The sequence below is a fragment of the Neobacillus sp. MER 74 genome, assembly GCF_023714155.1.
Genome location: NZ_JAMAUV010000002.1, coordinates 233,087 through 258,237, shown reverse-complemented (window position 1 = coordinate 258,237; position 25,151 = coordinate 233,087). Strand labels below are relative to the sequence as shown.

The 25,151-nt window shown below is 39.3% G+C and carries 20 protein-coding genes; 18 read left to right on the top strand and 2 right to left on the bottom strand.

The genetic code is table 11. The features are described 5' to 3' along the window. Positions 1–159 precede the first annotated feature (159 nt). The 6 genes from dxs (at position 160) to spo0A (ending at position 7,871) form a co-directional block, all read left to right on the top strand. Positions 160–2,055 (top strand): 1-deoxy-D-xylulose-5-phosphate synthase, encoded by a 1,896-nt coding sequence (gene dxs, locus M3610_RS05605; RefSeq protein WP_251457164.1) that lies wholly within the window; start codon positions 160–162, stop codon positions 2,053–2,055. Between the two features lie 3 nt (positions 2,056–2,058). After that, on the top strand, positions 2,059–2,898 hold the full coding sequence (locus M3610_RS05600) for a TlyA family RNA methyltransferase (protein WP_251457161.1): 840 nt from the start codon (positions 2,059–2,061) through the stop codon (positions 2,896–2,898). A gap of 147 nt (positions 2,899–3,045) precedes the next feature. Then, on the top strand, positions 3,046–3,495 hold the full coding sequence (gene ahrC / locus M3610_RS05595) for a transcriptional regulator AhrC/ArgR (RefSeq protein WP_098574917.1): 450 nt from the start codon (positions 3,046–3,048) through the stop codon (positions 3,493–3,495). A gap of 15 nt (positions 3,496–3,510) precedes the next feature. Further along, positions 3,511–5,229, top strand: a complete 1,719-nt coding sequence (recN, locus tag M3610_RS05590) for a DNA repair protein RecN (protein ID WP_251457158.1) — start codon at positions 3,511–3,513, stop codon at positions 5,227–5,229. 180 nt (positions 5,230–5,409) lie between these two features. Continuing rightward, complete coding sequence (spoIVB, locus tag M3610_RS05585; protein ID WP_098574915.1) at positions 5,410–6,699, top strand: SpoIVB peptidase; 1,290 nt, start codon at positions 5,410–5,412, stop codon at positions 6,697–6,699. A 380-nt stretch (positions 6,700–7,079) separates the two neighbouring features. Next, entirely contained in the window at positions 7,080–7,871 is a 792-nt protein-coding gene (spo0A, locus tag M3610_RS05580) for a sporulation transcription factor Spo0A (protein ID WP_098574914.1), read from the top strand. A gap of 83 nt (positions 7,872–7,954) precedes the next feature. On the opposite strand, the gene M3610_RS05575 is transcribed toward spo0A, so the two are convergent. Beyond that, entirely contained in the window at positions 7,955–8,092 is a 138-nt protein-coding gene (locus M3610_RS05575; RefSeq protein ID WP_144547617.1) for a YycC family protein, read from the bottom strand. Between the two features lie 37 nt (positions 8,093–8,129). Between M3610_RS05575 and M3610_RS05570 the strand changes: the two genes are divergently transcribed. Further along, positions 8,130–8,858 (top strand): glycerophosphodiester phosphodiesterase, encoded by a 729-nt coding sequence (locus M3610_RS05570; RefSeq protein WP_251457156.1) that lies wholly within the window; start codon positions 8,130–8,132, stop codon positions 8,856–8,858. A gap of 196 nt (positions 8,859–9,054) precedes the next feature. Here the strand turns inward: M3610_RS05570 and M3610_RS05565 are convergent, their stop codons facing one another. Further along, complete coding sequence (locus M3610_RS05565; RefSeq protein ID WP_098574911.1) at positions 9,055–9,288, bottom strand: DUF2627 domain-containing protein; 234 nt, start codon at positions 9,286–9,288, stop codon at positions 9,055–9,057. A 183-nt stretch (positions 9,289–9,471) separates the two neighbouring features. Here M3610_RS05565 and M3610_RS05560 point away from each other — a divergent pair, with 183 nt between their 5' ends. The 11 genes from M3610_RS05560 (at position 9,472) to meaB (ending at position 25,090) form a co-directional block, all read left to right on the top strand. Continuing rightward, positions 9,472–11,547: a sigma 54-interacting transcriptional regulator gene (locus M3610_RS05560; RefSeq protein WP_251457154.1), complete on the top strand. Its 2,076-nt coding sequence runs from the start codon at positions 9,472–9,474 to the stop codon at positions 11,545–11,547. Between the two features lie 129 nt (positions 11,548–11,676). Next, positions 11,677–12,582, top strand: coding sequence for a phosphate butyryltransferase (gene yqiS, locus M3610_RS05555; protein ID WP_251457152.1), 906 nt, complete (start codon positions 11,677–11,679; stop codon positions 12,580–12,582). Positions 12,583–12,611: 29 nt separating this feature from the next. Continuing rightward, positions 12,612–13,715: a branched-chain amino acid dehydrogenase gene (gene bcd, locus M3610_RS05550; RefSeq protein ID WP_098574908.1), complete on the top strand. Its 1,104-nt coding sequence runs from the start codon at positions 12,612–12,614 to the stop codon at positions 13,713–13,715. A gap of 106 nt (positions 13,716–13,821) precedes the next feature. Next, positions 13,822–14,925: a butyrate kinase gene (buk, locus tag M3610_RS05545; protein ID WP_251457150.1), complete on the top strand. Its 1,104-nt coding sequence runs from the start codon at positions 13,822–13,824 to the stop codon at positions 14,923–14,925. Between the two features lie 21 nt (positions 14,926–14,946). Beyond that, entirely contained in the window at positions 14,947–16,368 is a 1,422-nt protein-coding gene (gene lpdA / locus M3610_RS05540; RefSeq protein ID WP_251457147.1) for a dihydrolipoyl dehydrogenase, read from the top strand. A 39-nt stretch (positions 16,369–16,407) separates the two neighbouring features. Continuing rightward, the gene (locus M3610_RS05535) at positions 16,408–17,403 is read left to right on the top strand and encodes a thiamine pyrophosphate-dependent dehydrogenase E1 component subunit alpha (RefSeq protein WP_251457144.1); all 996 of its coding nucleotides are present in this window, start codon (positions 16,408–16,410) and stop codon (positions 17,401–17,403) included. Between the two features lie 12 nt (positions 17,404–17,415). Further along, the gene (locus M3610_RS05530; protein ID WP_251457141.1) at positions 17,416–18,399 is read left to right on the top strand and encodes an alpha-ketoacid dehydrogenase subunit beta; all 984 of its coding nucleotides are present in this window, start codon (positions 17,416–17,418) and stop codon (positions 18,397–18,399) included. Between the two features lie 64 nt (positions 18,400–18,463). Beyond that, positions 18,464–19,771: a dihydrolipoamide acetyltransferase family protein gene (locus M3610_RS05525; RefSeq protein WP_251457138.1), complete on the top strand. Its 1,308-nt coding sequence runs from the start codon at positions 18,464–18,466 to the stop codon at positions 19,769–19,771. A 126-nt stretch (positions 19,772–19,897) separates the two neighbouring features. After that, on the top strand, positions 19,898–21,796 hold the full coding sequence (locus M3610_RS05520; protein ID WP_251457134.1) for a methylmalonyl-CoA mutase family protein: 1,899 nt from the start codon (positions 19,898–19,900) through the stop codon (positions 21,794–21,796). Beyond that, a complete protein-coding gene (gene scpA, locus M3610_RS05515; RefSeq protein ID WP_251457131.1) occupies positions 21,777–23,975 on the top strand; it encodes a methylmalonyl-CoA mutase in 2,199 nt (732 codons plus the stop codon). Before M3610_RS05520 ends, scpA begins: the two co-directional genes overlap by 20 nt. Further along, a complete protein-coding gene (meaB, locus tag M3610_RS05510; RefSeq protein ID WP_098574900.1) occupies positions 23,975–25,090 on the top strand; it encodes a methylmalonyl Co-A mutase-associated GTPase MeaB in 1,116 nt (371 codons plus the stop codon). Before scpA ends, meaB begins: the two co-directional genes overlap by 1 nt. Positions 25,091–25,151: the final 61 nt, after the last annotated feature.

Here is a 25,151-nt window from a genome sequence, read left to right as displayed (position 1 = left end):
GTGTTATAATTATTTTCATTGTAGAAAACGTTGTCAATGCCGTTATCACTCAAGTGTTAGCGGCTATTTTTTAATCAGAGTTAAATTTTCTGAATGTGTCCTTTTTACACAGCTACTAAACAGAGAATGCATAAACGTATGAAAGTGAGTGGTCCAAAAATGGATCTATTATCAATAAAAGACCCGTCCTTTTTAAAAGGCATGTCGAATACCGAATTAGAGGCTTTAAGTCAAGATGTCCGAAAGTTTTTGATTGAAAAGCTGTCTGTTACTGGAGGCCATATTGGACCAAATTTGGGTGTTGTTGAATTAACTATTGCTTTACATAAATGTTTTAACAGTCCTACGGATAAGATTATTTGGGATGTGGGACATCAATCCTATGTTCATAAAATTTTAACTGGCAGGGCTTGTGAGTTTGATACATTGCGGCAGTATAAAGGCTTATGCGGATTCCCGAAACGAACTGAGAGTGAGCATGATGTATGGGAAACGGGTCATAGTTCCACATCTCTTTCAGCGGCGATGGGGATGGCTATAGCTAGAGATTTAAAAAAGGAAAAATCTTTTGTTATTCCTGTGATCGGCGATGGTGCGTTAACTGGTGGAATGGCGTTGGAAGCCTTAAATCATATCGGACACGAGAAGAAAGACATGATTGTTATCTTAAATGATAACGAGATGTCAATCGCGCCTAATGTTGGTGCCGTTCATAATATCCTTGGCCAATTACGCACAGCTGGAAAGTACCAGTGGGTTAAAGATGAATTGGAAGTACTACTGAAAAAAGTACCTGCAGTGGGTGGGAAATTAGCCGCAACTGCTGAGCGAGTGAAAGACAGCCTTAAATATTTATTTGTTTCAGGAATGTTTTTTGAGGAACTAGGTTTTACCTATCTCGGTCCAATTGATGGTCATAATTTTGAAGCGTTATTTGAAAACTTCAGCTATGCCAAAAAGACAGAAGGCCCAATCCTTCTGCACGTCATTACTAAAAAGGGAAAAGGTTACCAGCCAGCGGAAAGTGACAAAACAGGGACATGGCATGGAACTGGACCTTATAAAATGGATACAGGTGCCTTTGTTAAGCCAGCAAAAACTCCACCGCCAGCCTGGAGCAGTCTTGTAAGTGAAACTGTTCGTAAGCTTGCTCGAACTGATGACCGAATTGTTGCAATTACACCAGCGATGCCTGTGGGTTCCAAACTTGAAGGCTTTGCAAGTGAGTTCCCTGAGCGTATGTATGATGTCGGGATTGCTGAGCAGCATGCTGCGACAGTTGCAGCTGGTTTAGCTACACAAAATATGAAACCTTTTCTTGCTATTTATTCAACCTTTTTACAACGAGCCTATGACCAAGTTGTTCACGATATTTGCAGGCAAAATTTAAATGTCTTTATGGGAATTGACCGTGCCGGTTTGGTAGGTGCAGACGGAGAAACCCATCAAGGTGTGTTTGATATAGCTTTTTTAAGGCATATTCCCAATATGGTATTAATGATGCCAAAGGATGAAAATGAAGGCCAGCATATGGTATACACCGCACTGAATTATAATGACGGGCCGATTGCGATGCGATTCCCGCGTGGAAATGGACTTGGGGTTCCAATGGATCAGGAATATCATAATATTCCAATTGGTACATGGGAAGTTCTTAAAGATGGCGATGATGCAGCAATCTTAACCTTTGGAACTACCATACCGATGGCGTTAAAAGCTGCTGAGATCCTTAATAAGAAGGGGATATCTGTCAAGGTTGTCAATGCCCGTTTTATTAAGCCATTGGATGAAAAAATGCTAACTAATCTCCTTTCAAAACATATGCCGATTCTCAGCATTGAGGAGGCTGCATTACAAGGCGGTTTCGGGAGTGCAATTCTTGAGTTTTCGCAAAACCATGGCTTTTATCATTCACACATTGACAGAATTGGAATACCAGACAAATTTATCGAACATGGGGATGTAAACTCCCTTCTTGAAGAGATTGGTTTAACAACCGAAGAGGTAGTCAAAAGAGTTTCCATTCTAGCTAGAAAAAAACAACAAAGGGCTTAAGAAATGAAAAATAAAGAACGGTTAGATGTATTACTAGTAGAAAGAGGTTTAATCGAAACAAGGGAAAAGGCAAAGCGGTCAATTATGGCAGGGCTTGTTTATTCAAATGAGGAGCGGTTGGATAAACCTGGAGAGAAAGTCAAAATTGATATCCCGCTTTCTATAAAAGGAAAAGTGCTTCCATATGTCAGCCGCGGGGGATTAAAGCTTGAGAAGGCTTTAAAAGTTTTTGATGTCAGTGTTGCAGATAAAGTACTATTAGACATTGGATCATCTACAGGAGGCTTTACAGATTGTGCACTTCAAAATGGAGCAAAGATGTCCTATGCCTTGGATGTAGGTTATAATCAACTTGCCTGGAAACTTAGACAGGATGAACGAGTTGTAGTGATGGAAAGGACCAATTTCCGTTATGTCACACCAGCTGATTTAATTGGAGAAATGCCGAATTTCGCCACAATAGATGTTTCCTTTATCTCGTTAACTTTAATCTTGCCAGTTTTAAAAACACTTTTAGTTACTGGAAGTGATGTAGTGGCTCTGGTTAAACCACAATTTGAAGCAGGCCGTGAACAGGTTGGGAAAAAGGGAATTGTCAGAGACGAGAAAGTGCATCTTCAAGTAATTGATAAAATCATAAATTTTGCGGTCCAACAAGGGTACACGATTAAAAACTTATCCTTTTCACCAATTACAGGTGGTGATGGGAATATTGAATACTTGCTCCACTTAAAATGGGAAGGCGAACGGGAAACGGGCGACAATCAATTACCTGTCACACCTGCTGAAATTGTAAAGGACTCCCATTTGGAATTTAAAACAAAACAAAATTCAGAAGGATAGGCAGAGGCTTATCCTTCTCTTCGTATTCAAGGCCCTTTTTTAAAGAAAAAATGTACAAGTTTATAAAAATCGGCTAACATATGGGTAGAAGCACGTTTTAGTACATAATACATAGATAAACTTTTTTAATGATTATGGGGTGAGACAATGAATAAAGGCCAACGTCATATTAAAATAAGAGAAATTATTGCAAGTAATGACATAGAGACACAAGATGATTTAGTGGATGAACTGAAGAATGCAGGCTACAATATAACCCAAGCCACGGTTTCAAGGGATATTAAGGAGTTACATCTTGTTAAAGTTCCCTTAAGCGATGGAAGGTATAAATACAGCCTGCCTGCCGACCAAAGATTTAATCCATTACAAAAATTAAAAAGATCATTAATTGATGCGTTCGTGCGAATCGATGCAGCAGGTCACTTGCTTGTTATGAAGTGCTTGCCAGGTAATGCAATGGCCATAGGCGCATTAATTGATAATCTGGATTGGGAAGAAATATTAGGAACCATTTGCGGTGATGATACGATGTTAATTATTTGCCGAACTCCAGAGGATACTGAAGTAATCACCAATCGGTTCCTAGATATGCTTTAATTGGGGGAATGTTCCTTGTTAGCTGAATTATCTATTAAAAATTTCGCTATTATCGAATCCTTGTCTGTAACTTTTTCAAAGGGATTAACGGTTTTAACGGGAGAGACTGGAGCAGGAAAATCAATCATTATTGATGCTATTCATTTATTAGTTGGAGGCAGAGGGTCTGCAGAGTTTGTTCGGCATGGCGAGGAGCGTGCCGAAATTGAAGGACTTTTCCAGCTGGATGATAGTAAACATCCTGTCATTGCTAAAGCTCTTGAATTTGGCATCGATATTGATGAAGGAATGGTTATATTACGACGGGATATTTCCCAGTCGGGTAAAAGTATTTGCCGGGTGAATGGGAAGTTAGTGACGATTGCTACTCTTAGGGAAATTGGGTCAACACTTGTTGACATTCATGGTCAGCATGAGCATCAGGAATTAATGGATGAGTCGAGACACTTAACCTTGTTAGATCAATTTGGTGCGGATGATATTTATCCATCTCAAGGGGAATATCAGCAGGTTTTTCGGCGTTATGAGCAAACATTGCAAAGGTTAAAAGCATTAAGTGAAAATGACCAAAAGACTGCCCATCGGCTCGATCTTATTTCGTTTCAATTGGATGAGATCCAAAATGCAAATTTAAAGATAAATGAAGATGAAGAACTTTTTGAAGAAAAAAGAAAACTGAATAATTTTGAACGAGTGTTCGAAGCTCTTCAATCGAGTCATAACGCCTTACAAGGGGAACAAAAGGGGCTTGATTGGATTAGTATGGTAATGGGGCATCTCGAGGATGCTGCTGCCATTGATAGCGCATATAAGGACATGTATGAAGCGGTTTCAAACAGCTACTACCAATTGGAGGATGCTGCACGGTCCTTAAGAACTGAATTAGATGCATTAGAGTTTGATCCTCAGCGGTTGCACGAAATTGAAGATCGCCTAAATGAAATTAATCGCCTAAAACGGAAATATGGTAAAACCATTGATGAAATATTAGAATACGCCAGAAAAATTGAAGAAGAAATTGAAACATTACAAAATAAAGAAACGCATATAAGCGAATTAGAAAAAGAATTAGCCTCGATAAAAAAAGACTTAATGCTTGAAGCAAAACAATTGACGGAAATTCGTCTAAAATGGGCTGACAAACTTACAAAGTTAATTCATAAAGAGTTAAAAGAGTTGTATATGGCGAAGACTGTTTTTGAAATTCGCTTTGAGTCTAACCCAATGCAGTTTACCAAAAATGGGGTGGACCATGTCGAATTTTACATATCAACTAATCCTGGTGAGCCACTAAAGCCTTTATCAAAAGTTGCTTCAGGAGGGGAATTATCACGAATTATGCTGGCATTAAAAAGTATTTTCTCTCAGCATCAAGGCGTGACTTCAATTATTTTCGATGAAGTAGATACAGGGGTGAGCGGCAGGGTTGCTCAGTCTATTGCCGAGAAGATCTATAAGGTGGCAAGCCTTTCCCAGGTTTTATGTATTTCGCATTTGCCACAGGTTGCTGCGATGGCAGATATACACTTGTTTATTTCCAAACTTATTAAAGGCGGAAGAACAAAGACTTCTGTTACTCCATTGCAGCTTGAAGATAAAATTAATGAAATCGGCCGGATGATTTCTGGATCCGAAATAACCGACCTTACAAAAAAACATGCTGAAGAATTATTATTTTTAGCTGCAGAGAGTAAGAAAAGCGGCAGTGGAGCACTGATCCGACTTAATCGTTAGTTTTAGACATTTTTCCATTCAGAAAAGCTATATTTACTATATTTTTAATAAAAATTGTAATGCTATCCATTTCGGGTAGCTTTTTTATGTTGAACCAAGTTATAAATGATTGTCAAGGAGGCAAAATTAAAGATGTAGCCATTTAAGTTTAATGAAAAGAAGCGAGGAGAGTGAAAAAATTTGAAGTTAGAACTAATTAGAAAGATTATTGGTGGAATTCTCCTTGTTTCATTAATTAGCCTTATTTTTTTTCAGCCTATACAGCAATATCTCGCGATACCCAAGACTATTACGGTTTTCGAAGGACAAGACTATACTTTTCAAAAGGCTGTACCGGTATCAGCCTCTTTGGTTTCTCAAAATTCAAATATCACTTTGGATGAAGGAAAACACACGGTTTCAATGGCGGCATCTAAAAATGGTAAAAATGAAATGCTGTTAGAATATGCGGGGATACCGATCAAGAAGGTAGATGTACGTGTATTAAAAGATTTTAGGGTTATACCAGGCGGACAGTCGATTGGAGTGAAGTTAAATACCGTAGGTGTATTGGTAGTGGGCCACCATTTAATCAATACCATTTCGGGAAAAAAGTCTCCAGGTGAAATTGCAGGGATAAAAATTGGGGATATCATTACAGAAATAAATGGTAATAAAATAGAAAAAATGACGGATGTGGCACCATATGTGCAAACTGCTGGACAAGAAGGTAAAGCGCTCAATATGGTTATTAGTCGAGAAAGTGGAAAATTTACTACAAAACTTACCCCATTAAAAGAAAAAGGGGAAAACAATTATAAGCTTGGTTTGTATATTAGGGATTCTGCAGCAGGAATTGGAACAATGACATTTATTCACCCACAATCAAAAAAATATGGTGCCCTAGGGCATGTAATATCTGATATGGATACAAAACAACCGATCGTTGTAGAGGACGGCCAAATTGTCCGTTCCACGGTTACTTCTATTGAAAAAGGGAGTAACGGAGACCCGGGTGAAAAGCTTGCACGCTTTTCGTCGGACCGTGAGATAGTTGGGAATATCCAAAAAAATAGTCCATTTGGAATTTTTGGAGAGATGGTCAAAGATTTAAAAAATGGTGTTATGGATAAACCACTGCCGATTGCCTTATCGCATCAGGTAAAAGAAGGACCTGCTAAAATTTTAACGGTTGTAAATAATGACCGAGTAGAAGAATTTGATATTGAAATCGTAAGCACAATTCCGCAAAAGTTTCCAGCAACCAAAGGCATGGTAATCAAAGTAACCGACCCTAAACTCCTTAAAAAAACAGGAGGAATTGTTCAAGGGATGAGCGGTAGCCCAATTATTCAAGATGGAAAACTAATTGGCGCTGTTACACATGTTTTTGTTAATGATCCAACCTCCGGATACGGAGTACACATCGAATGGATGTTAGATGAGGCTGGAATTAACATATATGAAATGCCAAAAAATAAAGCAAGTTAACAATTGGGAGCAAAATAGGAAAAATCCCTATTTTGCTTTTTTTACATTGACTGTGTTCCAGGTTAATGTTGAATTTTTACACTTTGTTGATTGAAGTGCCTGGAACGGAAATCAACAGCCAAGTTTAACACAGCCATTACATAAAAGTTTTTCGACAAAAATAACCCAAACATTGGAAAAAACGCGTTTTGCGTCGAAAAGGTGAGAAAAACAAAGAAAAGATAAGATTTTATCACTATTTTAAGAAATATTAAAAAAATGAGAGGAATTTTTGTTGCATTGTCGAATTTCTAATTTAGAATATAATTAGGAGAATACAACTGATTAGGAATGTAAGTTGAAATAGAGGTTATGATTTGAACCCTGAGGAGGAACTGGAAGTGAAGAAAATCAAAGTATGTGTCGTTGATGACAATAGGGAACTAGTAGGATTATTAGAGGACTTTATTTCGTCCCAGGATGATATGGAAGTTGCAGGGATTGCCCACAATGGTCAGGAATGTTTAGAAATGTTATCGCAAACGGATCCTGATGTTCTAGTTTTAGATATAATCATGCCCCACCTAGATGGCTTAGCAGTATTAGAGCGCCTCCGTGAAATTAAAAAAGGAGTTTTGCCGAATGTAATCATGTTAACCGCATTTGGACAGGAAGATGTTACGAAAAAAGCGGTTGAACTGGGTGCATCCTACTTTATTTTGAAACCATTTGATATGGAGAATCTAGGCAGTCATATTAGACAAGTTAGTGGAAATACTAACTCTTTTACCCGAAAATCAACATCCTCCACCTACCGTACTCAAACTGAACAAAAACCTAAAAACTTAGATGCCAGTATTACAAGTATTATTCATGAAATTGGTGTCCCAGCCCATATAAAAGGGTACTTATATTTACGAGAAGCCATCTCCATGGTTTATAATGATATCGAACTTTTAGGTTCCATTACGAAAGTGTTATATCCAGATATCGCCAAAAAATACAATACGACTGCAAGCCGTGTGGAACGAGCCATCCGTCATGCGATAGAAGTAGCTTGGAGCCGTGGAAATATTGATTCTATTTCCTCGCTGTTCGGTTATACGGTCAGTATGTCTAAAGCAAAGCCAACCAATTCCGAGTTCATTGCAATGGTTGCTGACAAGCTTCGTCTAGAGCACAAGGCGTCTTGAACAGAATAACAATGAGAAAAGCCTTCATCACAAAAATGAAGGCTTTTCTCATTCTTTAAAGTTGAATCAAGCTTTTTAGAGAATTATTTCTTTTCATTCTCTAGTTCCATCAGTTTTTGAATAAGAATATGTTGAGGCATATGCATAAGCTGTTCTATCGGAACATTTAACTTTTGGGAAAGCTTTATTGCCGTTTCAGGTGATAACTGTAAGGGTTTCATTAGTAATCCTCCTAAATTGAAGTTGGGAAGTGAAAAGATGACTCAAATTTTTGCGCACCGTGGTTATTCCGCTTCTTTTGCCGAAAATACACTAACAGCCTTTATAGAAGCAGAAAAAGCCGGAGCTGACGGATTAGAATTGGATGTACAATTAACTAAGGACGGCGAAATAGTTGTCATTCATGATGAAAAAGTTGATCGAACTACGAATGGTAAAGGGTTTGTCAAAGATTTTTTATATAAAGATTTAAGAAAGTTGAATGCGAATAATAAAAACAGCAAAATGGAACCAATTCCAGCATTAACGGAAGTGTTGGAGTGGCTATCTACAAATAAATTGTTATGTAATATTGAACTCAAAAATGGACTTATTCCCTATAGAGGGTTGGAAGAAAAAGTCATTCAGCTTATTTACAAATATAAGTTAGTGGATAGAATTATTATTTCCTCTTTTAATCATTATAGTATTGTCTATACCTACAGTATCGCACCGGAAATAGAAACAGCTCCTCTATTTCTTGAGGGAATCTACATGCCATGGGTCTATGCTAAAGCAATTCGAGCAAAAGGGATTCATCCCAAACATTCTGCGATATCTAATGAAATTATCATTAAAACCATTGAAAATGGGATTGCTGTACGACCTTATACAGTAAATAAAGAAGTAGATATGCAGCGTCTGTTTAATATTAATTGTACGGCACTTATTACTGATGACCCAGTCAAGGCGTTAACAGTACGAAAGCAATTTGAAAAGAGACCGTAGGGGCCTCTTTTTATTTTTTTGCTGTGTTGTACTTGTTTGTTGATTTCCGTTCCAGGAGCTTCGCTTTCCGCGGGCGTTGCGTGGAGCCTCCTCGGCGCTTTCAGCGCCTGTGGGGTCTCCCCTGCCCCGTACTCCCGCAGGAGTCTTCGCTCCTTCCACTCCCAATCAACAAATCAGCATTAACCTTTAACACAGCCTATTTTTTAAATCTCTTTTGAACTTTGCTTCTTTTTCGATCGCGGTGGAAAATAAATCCTGCGACGAAGCCTAGTCCTCCGATAAAAAAGATTAATCCAGTTAGAAATTGAAGTAATAAATTAGGAAATGGTGCTTGTACTATTCCGAATAACATATCACGCATTAATTTAATGCCAATAGCAGCTAGGATACCTGGAATTAATACAATCAAGAGGGCAATAATTCGCTTCATAAATAAATCCTTCCAATACTTAAATTTTGCAAAGTGAAAGCCTTAGTTTGATTATATCTCAAGAAAATATTATTACATAGAAATAATTTGTCAATAATTGTGATTAAAGTTAAAATGAATATGAAAAAAGTTGCATGGATTTCCTAAATATTATGAAAAAAATTTCTTATGAGAGGTATTTAAATGCAAAACGTAATGATTGTTGGTGCAGGAAAAGGTGGTACGGCAATCTTAAAAATCCTAAAAGAATCTGAGGTTTTAAAGGTAAGTGTTGTCGTTGATCGGAATTTAAATGCACCTGGCATGTTGTTAGCCCGCAAAGAGGGGATAAATACTGGTACAGATTGGCAGCCTTATTTAACTGACCAGATTGATATTATTATCGAAGTTACTGGAAATGAGGTAGTATTCCAAGAGTTAAGAAATACAAAAAGTAAACAGACCGTTTTGATTCCAGGAAGTGTTGCCTTTCTAGTTGCAAAGATTATGGAAGAAAAAGAAGATCTCATTGAAAAGCACAAAAATGAATCCTACCAGCAAGAACTTATTTTTAATGCAACTAATGACGGAATGGTTGTTATTGATAAATATGGTAAGGTCATTTTATTTAATACCCGCGCACAAGAAATTATCGGTGTAACAAAGGAACAGGCAATTGGCAAATATGTAGTCGAAGTTATTCCAACAAGCAGGCTCCCTTTCATCCTTGAGTCAAGAAGAACAGAAGCAAACCAAGAAATGGTTTTAGAAAATGATCGAAAAATTATTACTACGAGGATTCCTATTATCGAGGAAAATGGCACCTTGATAGGAGCGTTTGCTGTCTTCAAAGATATCACTGAAGTGGTTAATCTTGCAGAGGAACTTACAGATTTACGGGAAATTCAAACGATGCTTCAGGCCATTATTCATTCTAGTGATGATGCCATTTCTGTTGTGGATGAGAATGGCAGGGGAATTCTTATTAATCCTGCTTACTCACGGATTACAGGTCTTACACAGGAACAAGTAATAGGCAAACCTGCCACAGCCGATATTTCTGAGGGCGAAAGTATGCACATGAAAGTACTGCAAACGAGAAGAGCTGTTCGCGGGGTACCAATGAGAGTGGGACCCAGTAAACGAGAAGTTATTGTGAATGTTGCTCCAATTATTGTAAAGGGAAAGTTAAAAGGCAGTGTTGGTGTTATCCACGATATGTCTGAGATGAAATCTTTAAGCAGGGAATTAAATCGTGCACGCCAACTCATTCGGAAACTTGAAGCGAAATACACCTTTGAGGATATCATCGGCCAATCCGATGAAATGATGCTGGCGATAGAACAAGCAAAATTAGGAGCAAAAACCCCTGCAACCGTCCTCCTGCGAGGTGAATCGGGTACAGGGAAGGAACTGTTTGCTCATGCCATACATAATGCCAGTGACCGAAAATATAACAAATTTATCAGGGTCAATTGTGCTGCCATTTCGGAAACCTTGTTGGAAAGTGAACTATTTGGCTATGAAGAGGGTGCTTTTTCGGGTGCAGTGAGAGGCGGAAAAAGAGGCTTTTTTGAAGAAGCAAATAATGGGAGTATTTTTCTTGATGAAATCGGTGAGCTTCCAGTGAATACGCAGGCAAAGCTGCTCAGGGTTCTGCAAGAAAAAGAAATCATCCGAGTAGGCGGAACAAAGCCTATTTCCATTAATGTTAGGATTATTGCGGCAACTAATGTCAATTTAGAAAAAGGTATTGCTAAAGGCTCCTTTCGGGAAGACTTATATTATCGATTAAATCGTATGCCAATTCATATTCCGCCATTAAGAAAACGTATCGAAGAAATCCCTCTTTTAAATGAGCGGCTAATTCAAAAAATAAGTCAGGACTATGGAAGGAATGTAGAAGGAATTACCCCGTCTGCATTGAAGCAATTAATGGAATATGACTGGCCGGGAAACGTACGAGAATTAGAAAATATTCTTGGAAGAGCAATCATTTTTATGAAATTTAATGATCAGTTTATAGATGTGCAGCACTTACCGGAATTAAAAAATCAACAAAACCTAACGGAATCATCTGTAAGCAATCATACGGATTCCGTAGTTATGGATCGTACATTATCAGATATGATGGAAGAATTTGAGGCTAAAATTATTAAGCAGACACTTCTTCGTTTAAATGAGAATAAAACATTAACAGCAAAAACGCTTGGATTGTCTGTAAGGAATTTATATTATAAGATTGAAAAATACAAGATTGAAAAAAATAGCATGCAATAAATTTCATGTTTGAAAAAAAATGCACACTTTAATGTGATTGGTAAAGCGTTTTCATAAACTGTGATTTGGCATGGAAATTGCATATTATAGAATGGGAGTTGCAGTAAAGGAGAAAGGGTTGATGACAACTTGTTGCTTGATTCACTAATTGACAAAGCAGCCCAAGAACGTATAAACACCGTTGCAGTTGCTGCGGCAGAAGATATAGAAGTCATTGAAGCAGTTATCGCTGCTTTAGAACAAAATCTTGCAAAATTTATTCTTTTCGGTGACGAAGAAAAAATCAAATCCATTATAAAAGAAAAACACCCAAACATTAGCGATCTTAATTTAATAGTTGTCAATGCTGATTCAATTGCTGCAGCGGCAGAATTAGCTGTAAAGGCAGTTTTTAATAAAGAAGCAAATGTCCTGATGAAAGGGAATATTCCCACAAATATTTTTTTAAAGGCAGTCCTGAATAAAGAGCATGGACTGAGGACAGGAAATGTTTTATCACATATTGCTGCATTTGAAGTTCCTGGTTTCAATCGTTTTACAATCATTACAGATGCTGCAATGAATATTGCCCCAGATTTAGAAATGAAAGCACAAATTATTAAAAATGCAGTTTCCGTTGCAAGGTCAATTGGTATTGAAATACCGAAAGTGGCACCTCTAGCTGCGGTGGAGGTAGTAAATCCGGCTATGCAAGCTACATTAGATGCTGCTGCATTAACGGTAATGAATAGACGAGGACAGATTTTGGACTGTATTGTGGATGGTCCATTAGGATTAGATAATGCTGTGTCAATGCTTGCTGCAGAACATAAAGGGATTCATAGTGATGTAGCTGGAAATGCAGATATTTTATTAGTACCAACCATTGAAGTTGGCAATGTATTATATAAATCATTAATTTATTTTGCAAATGCAAAAGTGGGCGCCGTTATTGCCGGAGCAAAAGTACCAATTGTGTTAACATCCAGATCAGATTCTGCTGAAAGTAAGCTTTATTCAATTGCACTAGCGGTATGCTGTGCTACATCAAAATAGATAGTCAATCATTTGAGGAGGAATTTTACATGGAAATTTTCAAATACCTAGAACAATACGATTATGAGCAAGTGGTATTCTGTCAGGATAAACAATCAGGATTAAAAGCAATTATTGCTATTCATGATACAACCCTAGGGCCGGCTTTAGGTGGAACACGGATGTGGACGTATGCATCTGAAGAGGCTGCCATTGAAGATGCTCTCAGACTTGCTAAAGGAATGACTTATAAGAATGCAGCGGCTGGGCTAAATCTTGGCGGTGGTAAAACTGTTATCATCGGCGATCCAAGAAAAGATAAAAATGAAGAAATGTTCCGTGCATTTGGCCGTTACATTCAAGGATTAAACGGTAGATATATTACTGCAGAAGATGTCGGTACAACAGTGGCTGATATGGATTTAATTCATGAAGAGACAGATTTTGTAACTGGAATTTCTCCAGCGTTTGGTTCATCTGGTAATCCATCCCCAGTAACAGCATTTGGTGTATACCGCGGTATGAAAGCAGCTGCGAAAGAGGCATTTGGATCGGATTCTCTTGAAGGAAAAGTAGTGGCTGTTCAAGGTGTTGGAAATGTTGCTTATACACTTTGCGAATATTTACATGAAGAAGGTGCACAGCTGATTGTAACTGACATTAATAAAGAGGCAGTTAACCGTGCGGTTGAAGCATTTGGTGCTCTAGCTGTTGATCCTGATGAAATTTATGGTGTGGAATGTGATATATATGCCCCATGCGCACTCGGAGCAACGATTAATGACGAAACCATTCCACAGTTAAAAGCAAGAGTGATTGCTGGTTCAGCGAACAATCAATTAAAGGATACCCGTCACGGTGATATTATTCATGAAATGGGTATCGTTTACGCCCCGGATTATGTAATTAATGCTGGAGGCGTAATCAATGTGGCAGATGAATTGTATGGTTATAACCAAGAGCGCGCAATGAAAAAGGTTGAACAGCTTTATTCTACCATTGAAAAAGTAATTGAAATTTCTAAACGTGACGGCATTCCAACATACGTAGCGGCAGACAGGATGGCAGAAGAAAGAATTGCAAGAATTCGTAATTCAAGAAGCCAATTTCTCCAAAACGGTCATCATATTTTAAGTCATAGAATATCAAGATAATCAACCTTTGACAAAAATAGTATTTGGAAAGCGCTGAATGGGAATTCAGCGTCTTTGCCTTTCATGGGGCAATTAGGTTGAAAAATAAAATTGGAGGTCAAATACGTTGCACGATAATGAATATCGGATACTCGTCATCAACCCAGGCTCGACATCCACGAAAATTGGGGTTTTCGATAATGATATTTCTATTTTTGAAAAAACAATTCGTCATGATTCTGAGACAATCAACTCTTTTGCAAATATTATTGATCAATATGAATTTAGAAAAACAACAATTTTGGAAACAATGGATAATGAAGGGATCAATTTTTCCAAACTATCGGCTGTATGTGCACGTGGGGGATTGCTGCGTCCGATCGAAGGGGGTACCTATGCAGTTAATGATGTGATGTTAGCAGATTTACGATCTGGTTATGCAGGGCAGCACGCATCCAATCTTGGCGGGATCATTGCTTATGAAATTGCTTCTGGTTTAAATATTCCTTCGTATATCGTTGATCCAGTTGTTGTTGATGAGCTTGAACCAATTGCAAGAATATCTGGATTTTCCTTAATTGAACGGAAAAGTATTTTTCATGCATTGAATCAGAAGGCCGTTGCAAGAAGAGTTGCCAAGGAGTTAGGAAAAAGATACATCGACTTAAACTTAATTGTAACCCATATGGGTGGCGGTATTACAGTGGGTGTCCATAAGCAAGGGAAGGTCATTGATGTAAACAATGGTCTTCATGGAGATGGCCCCTTCAGTCCAGAACGATCCGGTACCGTTCCTGTTGGGGATTTAGTGGCCCTTTGTTATTCTGGAGAATATTATCGGGAAGAAATTATGAAGATGCTGGTTGGTCAAGGCGGCCTTGTAGGTTATCTCGGCACCAATGATGCTGTAAAGGTAGAGCAGCGAATAGCAGCAGGCGACAAAGAGGCAATGTTTATTTATGACGCAATGGCTTATCAAGTGGCTAAAGAAATTGGGGCTGCTAGTGCTGTTCTCTCTGGAAAAGTGGATGCCATTGTTCTAACTGGGGGCCTCGCATACGGGAAAGGATTTGTGAAATCTATTACCGATAGAATCAATTGGATTGCTGATGTAATGGTTCAACCGGGTGAAAATGAACTACAAGCACTTGCTGAGGGTGCGCTTCGGGTCTTAAGAGGCGAAGAAGAGGGAAAAATTTATCCTGGGAATTTTAAAACAGTTAAAATTTAAGGTTATGGGGAGGAAAAAAGAGTGGCACAAGAATATGATTTGGTAGTTCTTGGCGGGGGAACTGGCGGCTATGTCGCCGCTATTAGGGCCTCACAGCTTGGTTTAAAAACAGCGATTGTTGAAAAAGGGAAACTTGGCGGGACATGTCTGCATCAAGGGTGTATACCAAGTAAAGCACTGCTTAGGAGTGCTGAGGTTTTTGCAACTGCAAAGAATAGTGAGGATTTCGGGGTTATTACTAGTGATGTATCAATAAATTTTGGTAAAGTACAAGAAAGAAAAAATAAAATTATTGACCAACTTCATAAAGGTGTACAACATTTAATGAAACAGGGTAAAATCGATGTCTATGAAGGAATAGGCAGAATCTTAGGACCGTCCATTTTTTCTCCTATGCCAGGAACTATTTCAGTTGAAATGAATAACGGGGAAGAAAATGAAATGCTTCTTCCTAAAAATGTGATCATTGCAACAGGTTCAAGACCAAGGACCCTTCCAGGTCTTGAGATTGATGGTGAATATGTCATGACATCTGATGAAGCATTGCATTTAGAAACACTACCTAATTCTATTATTATAGTTGGTGGTGGCGTAATTGGAATAGAATGGGCGTCCATGCTTCATGATTTCGGTGTTGATGTAACAGTTATTGAGTTTGCTGACCGTATTATTCCGACAGAAGATAAAGAAATTTCAAAAGAAATGCAGCGTTTAATGAAGAAAAAAGGAATTAAACTGGTAACAAGTGCAAAAGTCCTCCCTGAAACAATGGTAAAGGACAATGGTGTTACGATTTCTGCAGAAGTAAAGGGTACAGTGAAAGAATTTAAAGCTGAAAAAATTCTTGTTTCTGTAGGTCGTCGGGCAAATACAGAAGGAATTGGCTTAGAGAATACAGAAATACAAGTAGAGAATGGTTTTATTGCAACAAATGAATTCTTCCAAACAAAAGAATCACATATTTATGCGATTGGCGATGTAATTGGGGGATTACAACTTGCCCATGTGGCATCGCATGAAGGAATCATTGCTGTCGAACATATTGCCGGAAAAGATCCTTCGCCAATGCAGTATCATTTAGTTTCTAGATGTATCTATAGCAACCCTGAGGTTTCTAGTGTGGGAATAACAGAAGACCAAGCGATAGAAAACGGTCATAAAGTCAAAACAGGGAAGTTTTCTTTCCGAGCGATTGGGAAAGCGCTTGTGTTTGGAGAATCGGACGGATTTGTGAAAATTGTTGCGGATGAAGAGACCAATGATATTCTAGGGGTGCATATGATTGGACCACATGTAACTGATATGATTACGGAAGCAGGACTTGCGATGGTATTAGATGCGACCCCTTGGGAAATTGCACATACAATTCATCCACACCCAACTCTTTCAGAAGCCATTGGTGAGGCAGCACTTGCCGTTGATGGGAAAGCGATTCATTCTTAAGTGATTTTTTTCATTCGAACATTAGGAGGTAAGAAATAGATGACAGAAAAGCGTCATGATGCTTTAGGTTTAAATGACGGAAAAGTATTGGAAATGTACGAAACTATGCTATTGGCCCGCCGTATTGATGAGCGGATGTGGTTATTAAACCGTGCCGGGAAAATTCCCTTCGTTATATCCTGTCAAGGGCAGGAGGCAGCACAAGTAGGGGCTGCATTTGCGCTTGATCGTGAAAAAGATTATGTTCTTCCGTATTATCGTGATATGGGTGTGGTCTTAACTTTTGGTATGACTCCGAGGGAATTGATGCTTTCAGGTTTTGCCAAAGCGGAAGACCCTAACTCAGGCAGCAGGCAAATGCCAGGTCACTTTGGCCAAAAGAAAAATCGGATTGTCACAGGTTCTTCTCCGGTAACAACTCAAGTTCCACACGCTGTTGGAATTGCCCTTGCCGGGAAAATGGAAAGAAAAGATCTCGTAACTTTTGTAACTTTCGGAGAGGGCTCTTCTAACCAAGGGGACTTTCATGAGGGCGCCAATTTTGCAGGTGTACATAAACTTCCTGTTATTTTTATGTGTGAAAATAACAAATACGCAATTTCCGTTCCAATCGAAAAACAATTGGGGTGTGAAAAAGTTTCCGACCGTGCGATAGGTTATGGTATGCCAGGGTTCACTGTTGATGGAAACGATCCATTAGAGGTTTATAAAGCAGTGAAGGAAGCAGCAGAGCGTGGTCGACGCGGTGAAGGACCAACGTTAATTGAAACCATTTCTTATCGTCTAACGCCTCACTCTTCTGATGATGATGACCGTTCCTACCGTGCGCCAGATGAGGTTGCCAAAGCAAAAACCCAAGATCCAATTATTACCTTTGGGGCATATTTAAAGGAAACAGGTGTCATGGATGATGCGTTAGAAAAAGAAATTAATGACCGCGTAATGAAGCTTGTTAATGAGGCGACAGACTATGCAGAAAATGCACCGTACTCTGCACCTGAAGATGCGCTGAAATTTGTTTATGCGGACTTGTAAGGGGGATGAAACATGGCGATAATTTCATATATTGATGCTATTACAATGGCAATGCGAGAAGAAATGGAAAGAGATTCAAAAGTTTTTGTCCTTGGGGAAGATGTTGGATTAAAAGGCGGGGTGTTTAAGGCAACCCAAGGATTATATGACCAATTTGGGGAAGAACGAGTCATTGATACACCACTTGCTGAATCAGCTATTGCTGGCGTAGGAATTGGTGCAGCGATGTATGGCATGCGTCCGATTGCCGAAATGCAATTTGCCGACTTTATCATGCCTGCAGTGAATCAAATTATTTCAGAAGCAGCGAAAATCCGCTATCGTTCCAATAACGACTGGAGTTGTCCGATGGTTATTCGTGCTCCTTATGGCGGTGGTGTTCATGGTGCACTTTATCATTCCCAATCCGTTGAGGCAGTATTTGCAAATCAGCCTGGATTAAAAATTGTTATGCCATCCACACCTTACGATGCAAAAGGACTGTTAAAGGCCGCTGTCCGTGACAATGACCCAGTATTATTTTTCGAGCATAAGCGGGCGTATCGATTAATTAAAGGTGAGGTACCTTCAGATGATTATACCCTGCCAATAGGAAAAGCAGATGTAAAGCGCGAGGGAGAAGATATTACCGTCATTACGTATGGGCTATGTGTTCATTTTGCCCTTCAAGCAGCGGAAAAATTAGCGAAAGATGGTATCTCCGCTCATATTCTTGATTTGAGAACTGTCTATCCTCTGGATAAAGAAGCCATCATTGAGGCGGCATCGAAAACCGGTAAAGTTCTCCTTGTTACAGAGGACACAAAAGAAGGCAGTATTATTAGTGAGGTTGCTGCAATTATTGCAGAAAATTGTTTATTCGAATTAGATGCGCCAATTATGAGATTAGCTGGACCAGATGTACCGGCTATGCCATACTCGCCAACAATGGAAAAATTCTTTATGGTAAATCCTGATAAAGTCGAAAAAGCGATGCGTGAACTAGCTGAGTATTAAAACGAAAGCCCTGGCAACTGAAAGGGGTTAGGCGCCAGTGCTTGACAATAGGAGTGTGTAAATAGTGGTAATTGAACAAATTAAAATGCCTCAGTTAGGGGAGAGCGTAACCGAGGGTACGATCAGCAAATGGCTTGTATCTGTAGGAGATAAAGTAAATAAATACGACCCCCTTGCAGAAGTGATGACAGATAAGGTAAATGCGGAAATTCCATCCTCCTTTACAGGTGTAATAAAGGAACTAATTGCTGAAGAAGGGGATACCTTAGCCGTTGGGGAGCAAATTTGCACGATAGCGTTGGAAGGTGGAACAACTGAAGAAGTTCCCGAAGAGGCACCTGCTGCAGCTGGCACAAGCACACCATCAAGTACTCCAGAAAATGTGGAAAAAGCTGATCAAGGCAACAAAGCACGTTATTCGCCTGCTGTCCTTAAAATTTCTCAAGAACATGGCATTGATTTAACTAGGGTGTCAGGCACCGGTGCAGGCGGGCGAATTACGCGGAAAGATCTCTTAAAACTAATTGAATCAGGTAATATTCCTGAGGCAGGACAAGATGTTAAACCAAAAGCTGAGCCTGAAGTTACCAAGGTATCAAAACAAGCAATGGTTCAGCCAGTTGCCCAGTCAACGGCACCTGCTCAAGCTGTGAATATTCCAGTAGCTGTTGGCGACATTGAGATACCAGTCACAGGTATTCGTAAAGCAATTGCCGCAAATATGCTTAGGAGCAAACACGAAGCACCGCATGCTTGGACAATGATTGAAGTGGACGCCACGAATTTGGTGGAGTACCGTAACTCAATAAAAGCTGAGTTTAAGAAAAATGAGGGCTTTAATTTAACTTTCTTTGCATTCTTTGTGAAGGCTGTTGCACAAGCGTTAAAAGAATTCCCACAAATCAATTCTATGTGGGCAGGGGATAAAATCATTCAAAAGAAAGATATCAATATTTCCATTGCAGTTGCAACAGATGACGCCCTATATGTTCCTGTCATTAAACAGGCCGATGAAAAAACGATTAAAGGGATTGCACGTGAAATATCTGAGCTTGCAGTCAAAGTGAGAACCGGGAAACTAAGATCTGAAGACATGCAAGGCGGAACCTTCACGGTGAACAATACGGGTTCTTTTGGATCTGTTCAATCAATGGGTATCATCAATTATCCTCAAGCAGCTATTCTTCAAGTGGAGTCTATCGTCAAACGGCCAGTCGTCATGAATAATGGAATGATTGCTGTTCGTGATATCGTAAATTTATGTATGTCTCTCGATCATAGAGTATTAGATGGCCTCGTTTGCGGACGTTTCTTACAGCGAGTGAAGGAAATACTAGAAAATACTTCAAAATCAACGACTTCGATTTATTAAAACAAAACAACCGCTACCAGGCATGGCAGCGGTTGTTTGTTTTTAGATTGCTTGAAATGTGTTTGTGCCATAAAATAGTTGTAGGTAGAATTATTTGAATTTTAATTCAATTGAGTCGAGAGGGGGATGAGAAGTTTGAATAATTTAAAGAACCAGTCTTTTCCTTCAATATCAGAACAAGCATGGACAGAAAAGGCAGAGCAATCCTTAAAAGGAAAATCGGTTGAATCTTTACAAACTACTACATATGAAAACATTATTTTGAAACCGCTTTATACCCGTCAAGATGAGTGTCAGGTACCGGAATACCCAGGAGGTTCGGATTTTAGAAGAGGGATCTATCCATTAGGTTATCTGACAAATGATTGGAAGGTTGCCCAAAGACTATCCTTTCAATCGGTGGAAGATCTGCAGGCGAAACTCAAACAAGCATTTATAAAAGGACAAACAGCCATTTCATTTCATGTCTCGAAAAGTCTCCTAAGTGGGAAGCAAAACCTAGGAAAAGTTTTAGGAGATTCATATAAGAGATATCCATTTTCAATCGACGCTAAAGAATTACAATCCACTTTTCTATCTGAATTAGAAGGAATAGTAGAACAAGAAGATGCTGGGGAAAAAATCAGTGGATACATTGGTTCAGATCCAGTTGCCATTTTTGCTAAAGAAGGAGTTATTTCAGAAGCATTTCTAAAAGACTGGGGTAAAAACATTAGTAAATCGGCTGTAAAGTTTCCTAATTTACGTACAATTCTAATTGATACTAGTGCCTATCATAATGGTGGTGCAAGTGCAGCTCAAGAACTGGGAATTGCAATAGCTGAGGGGATATTCTATCTCGAACATCTTCAGGATGCAGGCATGGATTTAGATACAATTTTTACAAAAATAATTTTCCAATTCTCCATTGGCAGCAATTTTTTCATGGAAATCGCTAAGCTTCGAGCTGCCCGAGTCCTATGGAGCCGTGTGAGCAGTGTTTATGGAGCGAATGAAGATAGTTCCAGGATGAATATTTCTGTTGAAACTTCCACTTACACAAAAACTATACATGACCCATATGTTAACCTCCTAAGGGCTGGAAATGAAGCTTTTGCGGCCGTGGTTGGGGGCATTCAATACCTGCATGTGAGTCCTTTCGATGAACTCACATGTGTCACGTCGATTTCGGATAGAATTGCTAGAAATACTCAATTGCTTTTGAAAGAAGAAGCACATCTGCAAAAGGTTATTGATCCTGCAGGAGGTTCTTGGTATGTGGAGCATCTAACCAATGAACTTGCCGAAAAAGCTTGGGGATTTTTTAAACATATTGACGGACATGGAGGCATGTTAGAAGTACTAAAATCCAAATGGCTGCAACAAGAAATTGAAGCGGTCTCTGAAAAAAAGATCCGTGATATCCAAACAAGAAGGAAAAGTATTGTGGGAACAAATGTCTACGCCAATCTTGATGAAGTGGTTACATATAAAAACCTGCCAGAGAAAAATTCATATTTTGCAAATGATGAAAACTCATTAATTAATATAGAGGCTATTCCAAATCGTAGATTGGCAGAACCATTCGAAGAATTACGAAAAAAGTCAGCAAATCTCGAAGGAAAAGTAGGATCTAAGCCCACTGTAGGTATGATTTGTCTCGGGGGACTAAAACAGCATAAAGCAAGACTTGATTTTATGAAGGGGTTTCTCGCAGCCGGAGGTTTGGAAGCAATTATAAGTAATTCCGTTATAACTGTTGAGGATGCCAGACAATTCGTATTAGAACATCCTGCAAGCCATTATTGCTTATGCGGAACGAATGATCAATATGAAATAATGGGACATGACATTCTAAAGATTCTTAAAACTGAATATCCTGAGCGGTCTTTTTACTTAGCTGGACTGCCAGAAAAAGAAAAACAGGATCTGTGGATGGACGAAGGTATTAAGCAGTTTATCCATGTGAAAAGCAATTGCTATGAAACGCTGTTGTCCATTCTAAGTGAGTTGGAGGTGGGTAAGGTTGAAGAAACAAAAGCCTGATTTTCAAAATATATCCTTATTTGACGAACAGAAATTTATCACCAAAGAAGAGTGGCAGCAAAAAGTCGATCAAGAAATAAATGGTGCGATCGATGATTTACTGTTTGAGACGAATGAACAAATCAGTCTAAAACCGCTTTATACAAAAGAGGATCGTAATGATCTTCCGCATATTGATGATCTTCCCGGGCTCCCTCCTTATACAAGAGGTCCGTATCCAACCATGTATGTCAACCGACCCTGGACAGTTAGACAATATGCTGGTTTTTCAACAGCTGAGGAAAGCAATGCATTCTATCGCAGAAACCTAGCCATGGGACAAAAGGGATTATCAGTTGCTTTTGATTTAGCCACACATCGCGGCTATGACTCCGATCATCCACGAGTAGTTGGTGATGTCGGTAAAGCAGGTGTTGCGATCGATTCCATTCTTGATATGAAGACATTGTTTGAGGGAATACCATTAGACCAGATGTCTGTATCAATGACCATGAACGGGGCAGTTCTGCCGATCCTTGCCTTTTTCATCGTGACTGCTGAAGAACAAGGTGTAAGTCAGGAGAAACTGGCTGGTACCATTCAAAATGATATTTTAAAAGAATATATGGTTCGAAATACTTATATATATCCACCTGAAATGTCTATGAAAATAATAGCAGATATCTTTGAATATACGTCCAAAAACATGCCAAAGTTTAATAGTATTAGTATTTCCGGTTACCATATGCAGGAGGCGGGAGCACCAGCTGATTTAGAGCTGGCATACACTCTTGCAGATGGTTTGGAATATGTACGTACAGGTCTTAAGGCAGGTATTGATATCGACTCATTTGCACCAAGATTGTCCTTTTTCTGGGCAATTGGGATGAATTACTTCATGGAAGTAGCTAAAATGCGCGCTGCTCGATTGATTTGGGCAAAAATGATGAAATCATTTACTCCAAAAAACGAAAAATCATTAGCGTTACGGACACATTCGCAAACATCCGGCTGGAGTTTGACTGAGCAAGATCCATTTAATAATGTCACTCGTACCTTGATAGAAGCACATGCTGCAGCAATGGGACATACCCAATCATTGCATACGAATGCCTTGGATGAAGCAATCGCACTGCCAACCGATTTTTCTGCACGGATTGCCCGTAACACACAATTATTTTTGCAAGAGGAGACGGGGATTACTAATGTCATTGATCCTTGGGCAGGTTCTTACTATGTTGAAAAATTAACCGATGAATTGGTTAATAGAGCTTGGTCACACATTGAAGAAATTGAAAATCTAGGTGGTATGGCCAAGGCCATTGAAACTGGCCTTCCAAAGATGAGAATTGAAGAAGCTGCAGCCAGAAGGCAGGCACAAATCGATTCTGGGAAGGAAACAATTATCGGTGTCAATCGCTATCAACTAGAAAAGGAAGAAGCGATTGATATTTTGGATATCGATAATACAGCAGTTCGGTTAAAACAAATTGAAAAATTAAATACATTAAAAGCTGATCGAGATGAGAAGAAAGTAAAAGAATCGCTTACTGCATTAACGAATGCGGCGGAAACGGGTGTACAGAATTTATTAGAATTGGCTGTCCAAGCAGCAAGGGCGAGAGCCACACTTGGAGAAATTTCCGATGCAATTGAACAAGTGGCTGGCAGACATAAGGCAGTAATTCGTTCGATCAGCGGCGTTTATAGCACAGCTTTTAGCAATGAAGAAGAAATCGATGCAGTGAAAAAAATGACGGATGAATTCTTAGAAAATGAAGGCAGAAGACCAAGAATACTGATTGCCAAAATGGGTCAGGATGGCCATGACAGAGGTGCCAAAGTTATTGCTACGGCCTTCGCTGACCTTGGCTTTGATGTCGATATTGGGCCTTTATTTCAAACTCCAGCAGAAACAGCGCTGCAAGCAGTTGAAAACGATGTTCATGTGATTGGGATAAGTTCACTTGCCGCAGGTCATAAGACGCTTCTCCCGCAATTAGTCGAGGAATTAAATAAACTCGGCAGAGATGATATTTTGGTCGTGATTGGCGGGGTCATTCCGGCACAGGATTATCAATTTTTATATGATCACGGTGCTTCAGCTATTTTTGGACCGGGGACGATTATTCCAGTTGCCGCACAAAAAGTCATCAAAGAGATTTATCACAAACTCGGTTATGAGGAAGTGTCACAATAATGACTCTTGACCAAAAGCCAGAATGGAGCGATCCAAACCAACCAGATAATTGTTCAAGTGTGATAAGAAAAGGTCAGGAGCTTGAAGAACAAACGGTATCCATCCAACCAAATATCCGTTTTCAAAAGCGGAGAAATTCTGAACCGACGGTAGAGGAGCTTTATGAAGGAGTAATAAGGGGCGATAGGAGTCTTTTAGCTAGGGCGATTACGCTTGTTGAGAGCAATGCAGAACAGCATTTTCAAAAAGCACAGCAACTCCTGCAGAAACTCCTGCCTAAAAGTGGTCAAGCTATTCGAATTGGAATAACTGGTGTCCCCGGTGCAGGGAAAAGTACTTTTATTGAGACCTTTGGTACGTACCTTTGCAGCTTAGGACATCGAGTAGCCGTATTAGCCATTGACCCAAGCTCAAGCATAAGCGGTGGCAGTATTCTTGGTGACAAGACAAGGATGGAGCATTTAGCAAGGAACCCTCGCGCCTTTATTCGTCCTTCTCCAACTGCAGGAAAACTAGGCGGGGTTCATCGGAAGACGAGAGAGGCGATGTTAATTTGTGAGGCAGCCGGTTTTGATGTCATCTTAATCGAAACTGTCGGGGTTGGGCAAAGTGAAGTAATTATTAGAGGTATGGTAGACTTTTTCATGCTGTTAGTTCTTACCGGTGCGGGCGACGAATTGCAAGGGATGAAGAAAGGGATTATGGAATTGGCTGATGCCGTCCTAGTTCATAAAGCAGATGGGGAGAACAAACCAATCGCTGAGCAGACGAGAAAAGAGTATAACCGTATCCTTCATTTTCTTCATCCAGCCACAAAGGGCTGGGCTACTAAAGCTTATACGTGTTCTTCGTTGACTCAAGAGGGGATAAGTGAGGTATGGAATGTCATACAGTCTTTTGAGCAAAAAGGTAAAACATCAGGTGTGCTAGTTGAAAGAAGAAGAATTCAGGCGAAGGAATGGCTCTATTCGATGATTACTGACCAACTTCAATTTCATTTCTTTCATCATATTGGAGTGAAAAGTGCTCTATCTACTTTAGAAAATGAAGTAATTGCTGGAGAAAAGACAGTGGCTACAGCTGTAGATGAGTTATTGACTATTTATTGGAAATAAAAGTGAAGCGGTCATTAAATTCTTCTAAAGTATTAAGATGCTTCATTTGAAAAAAACATAT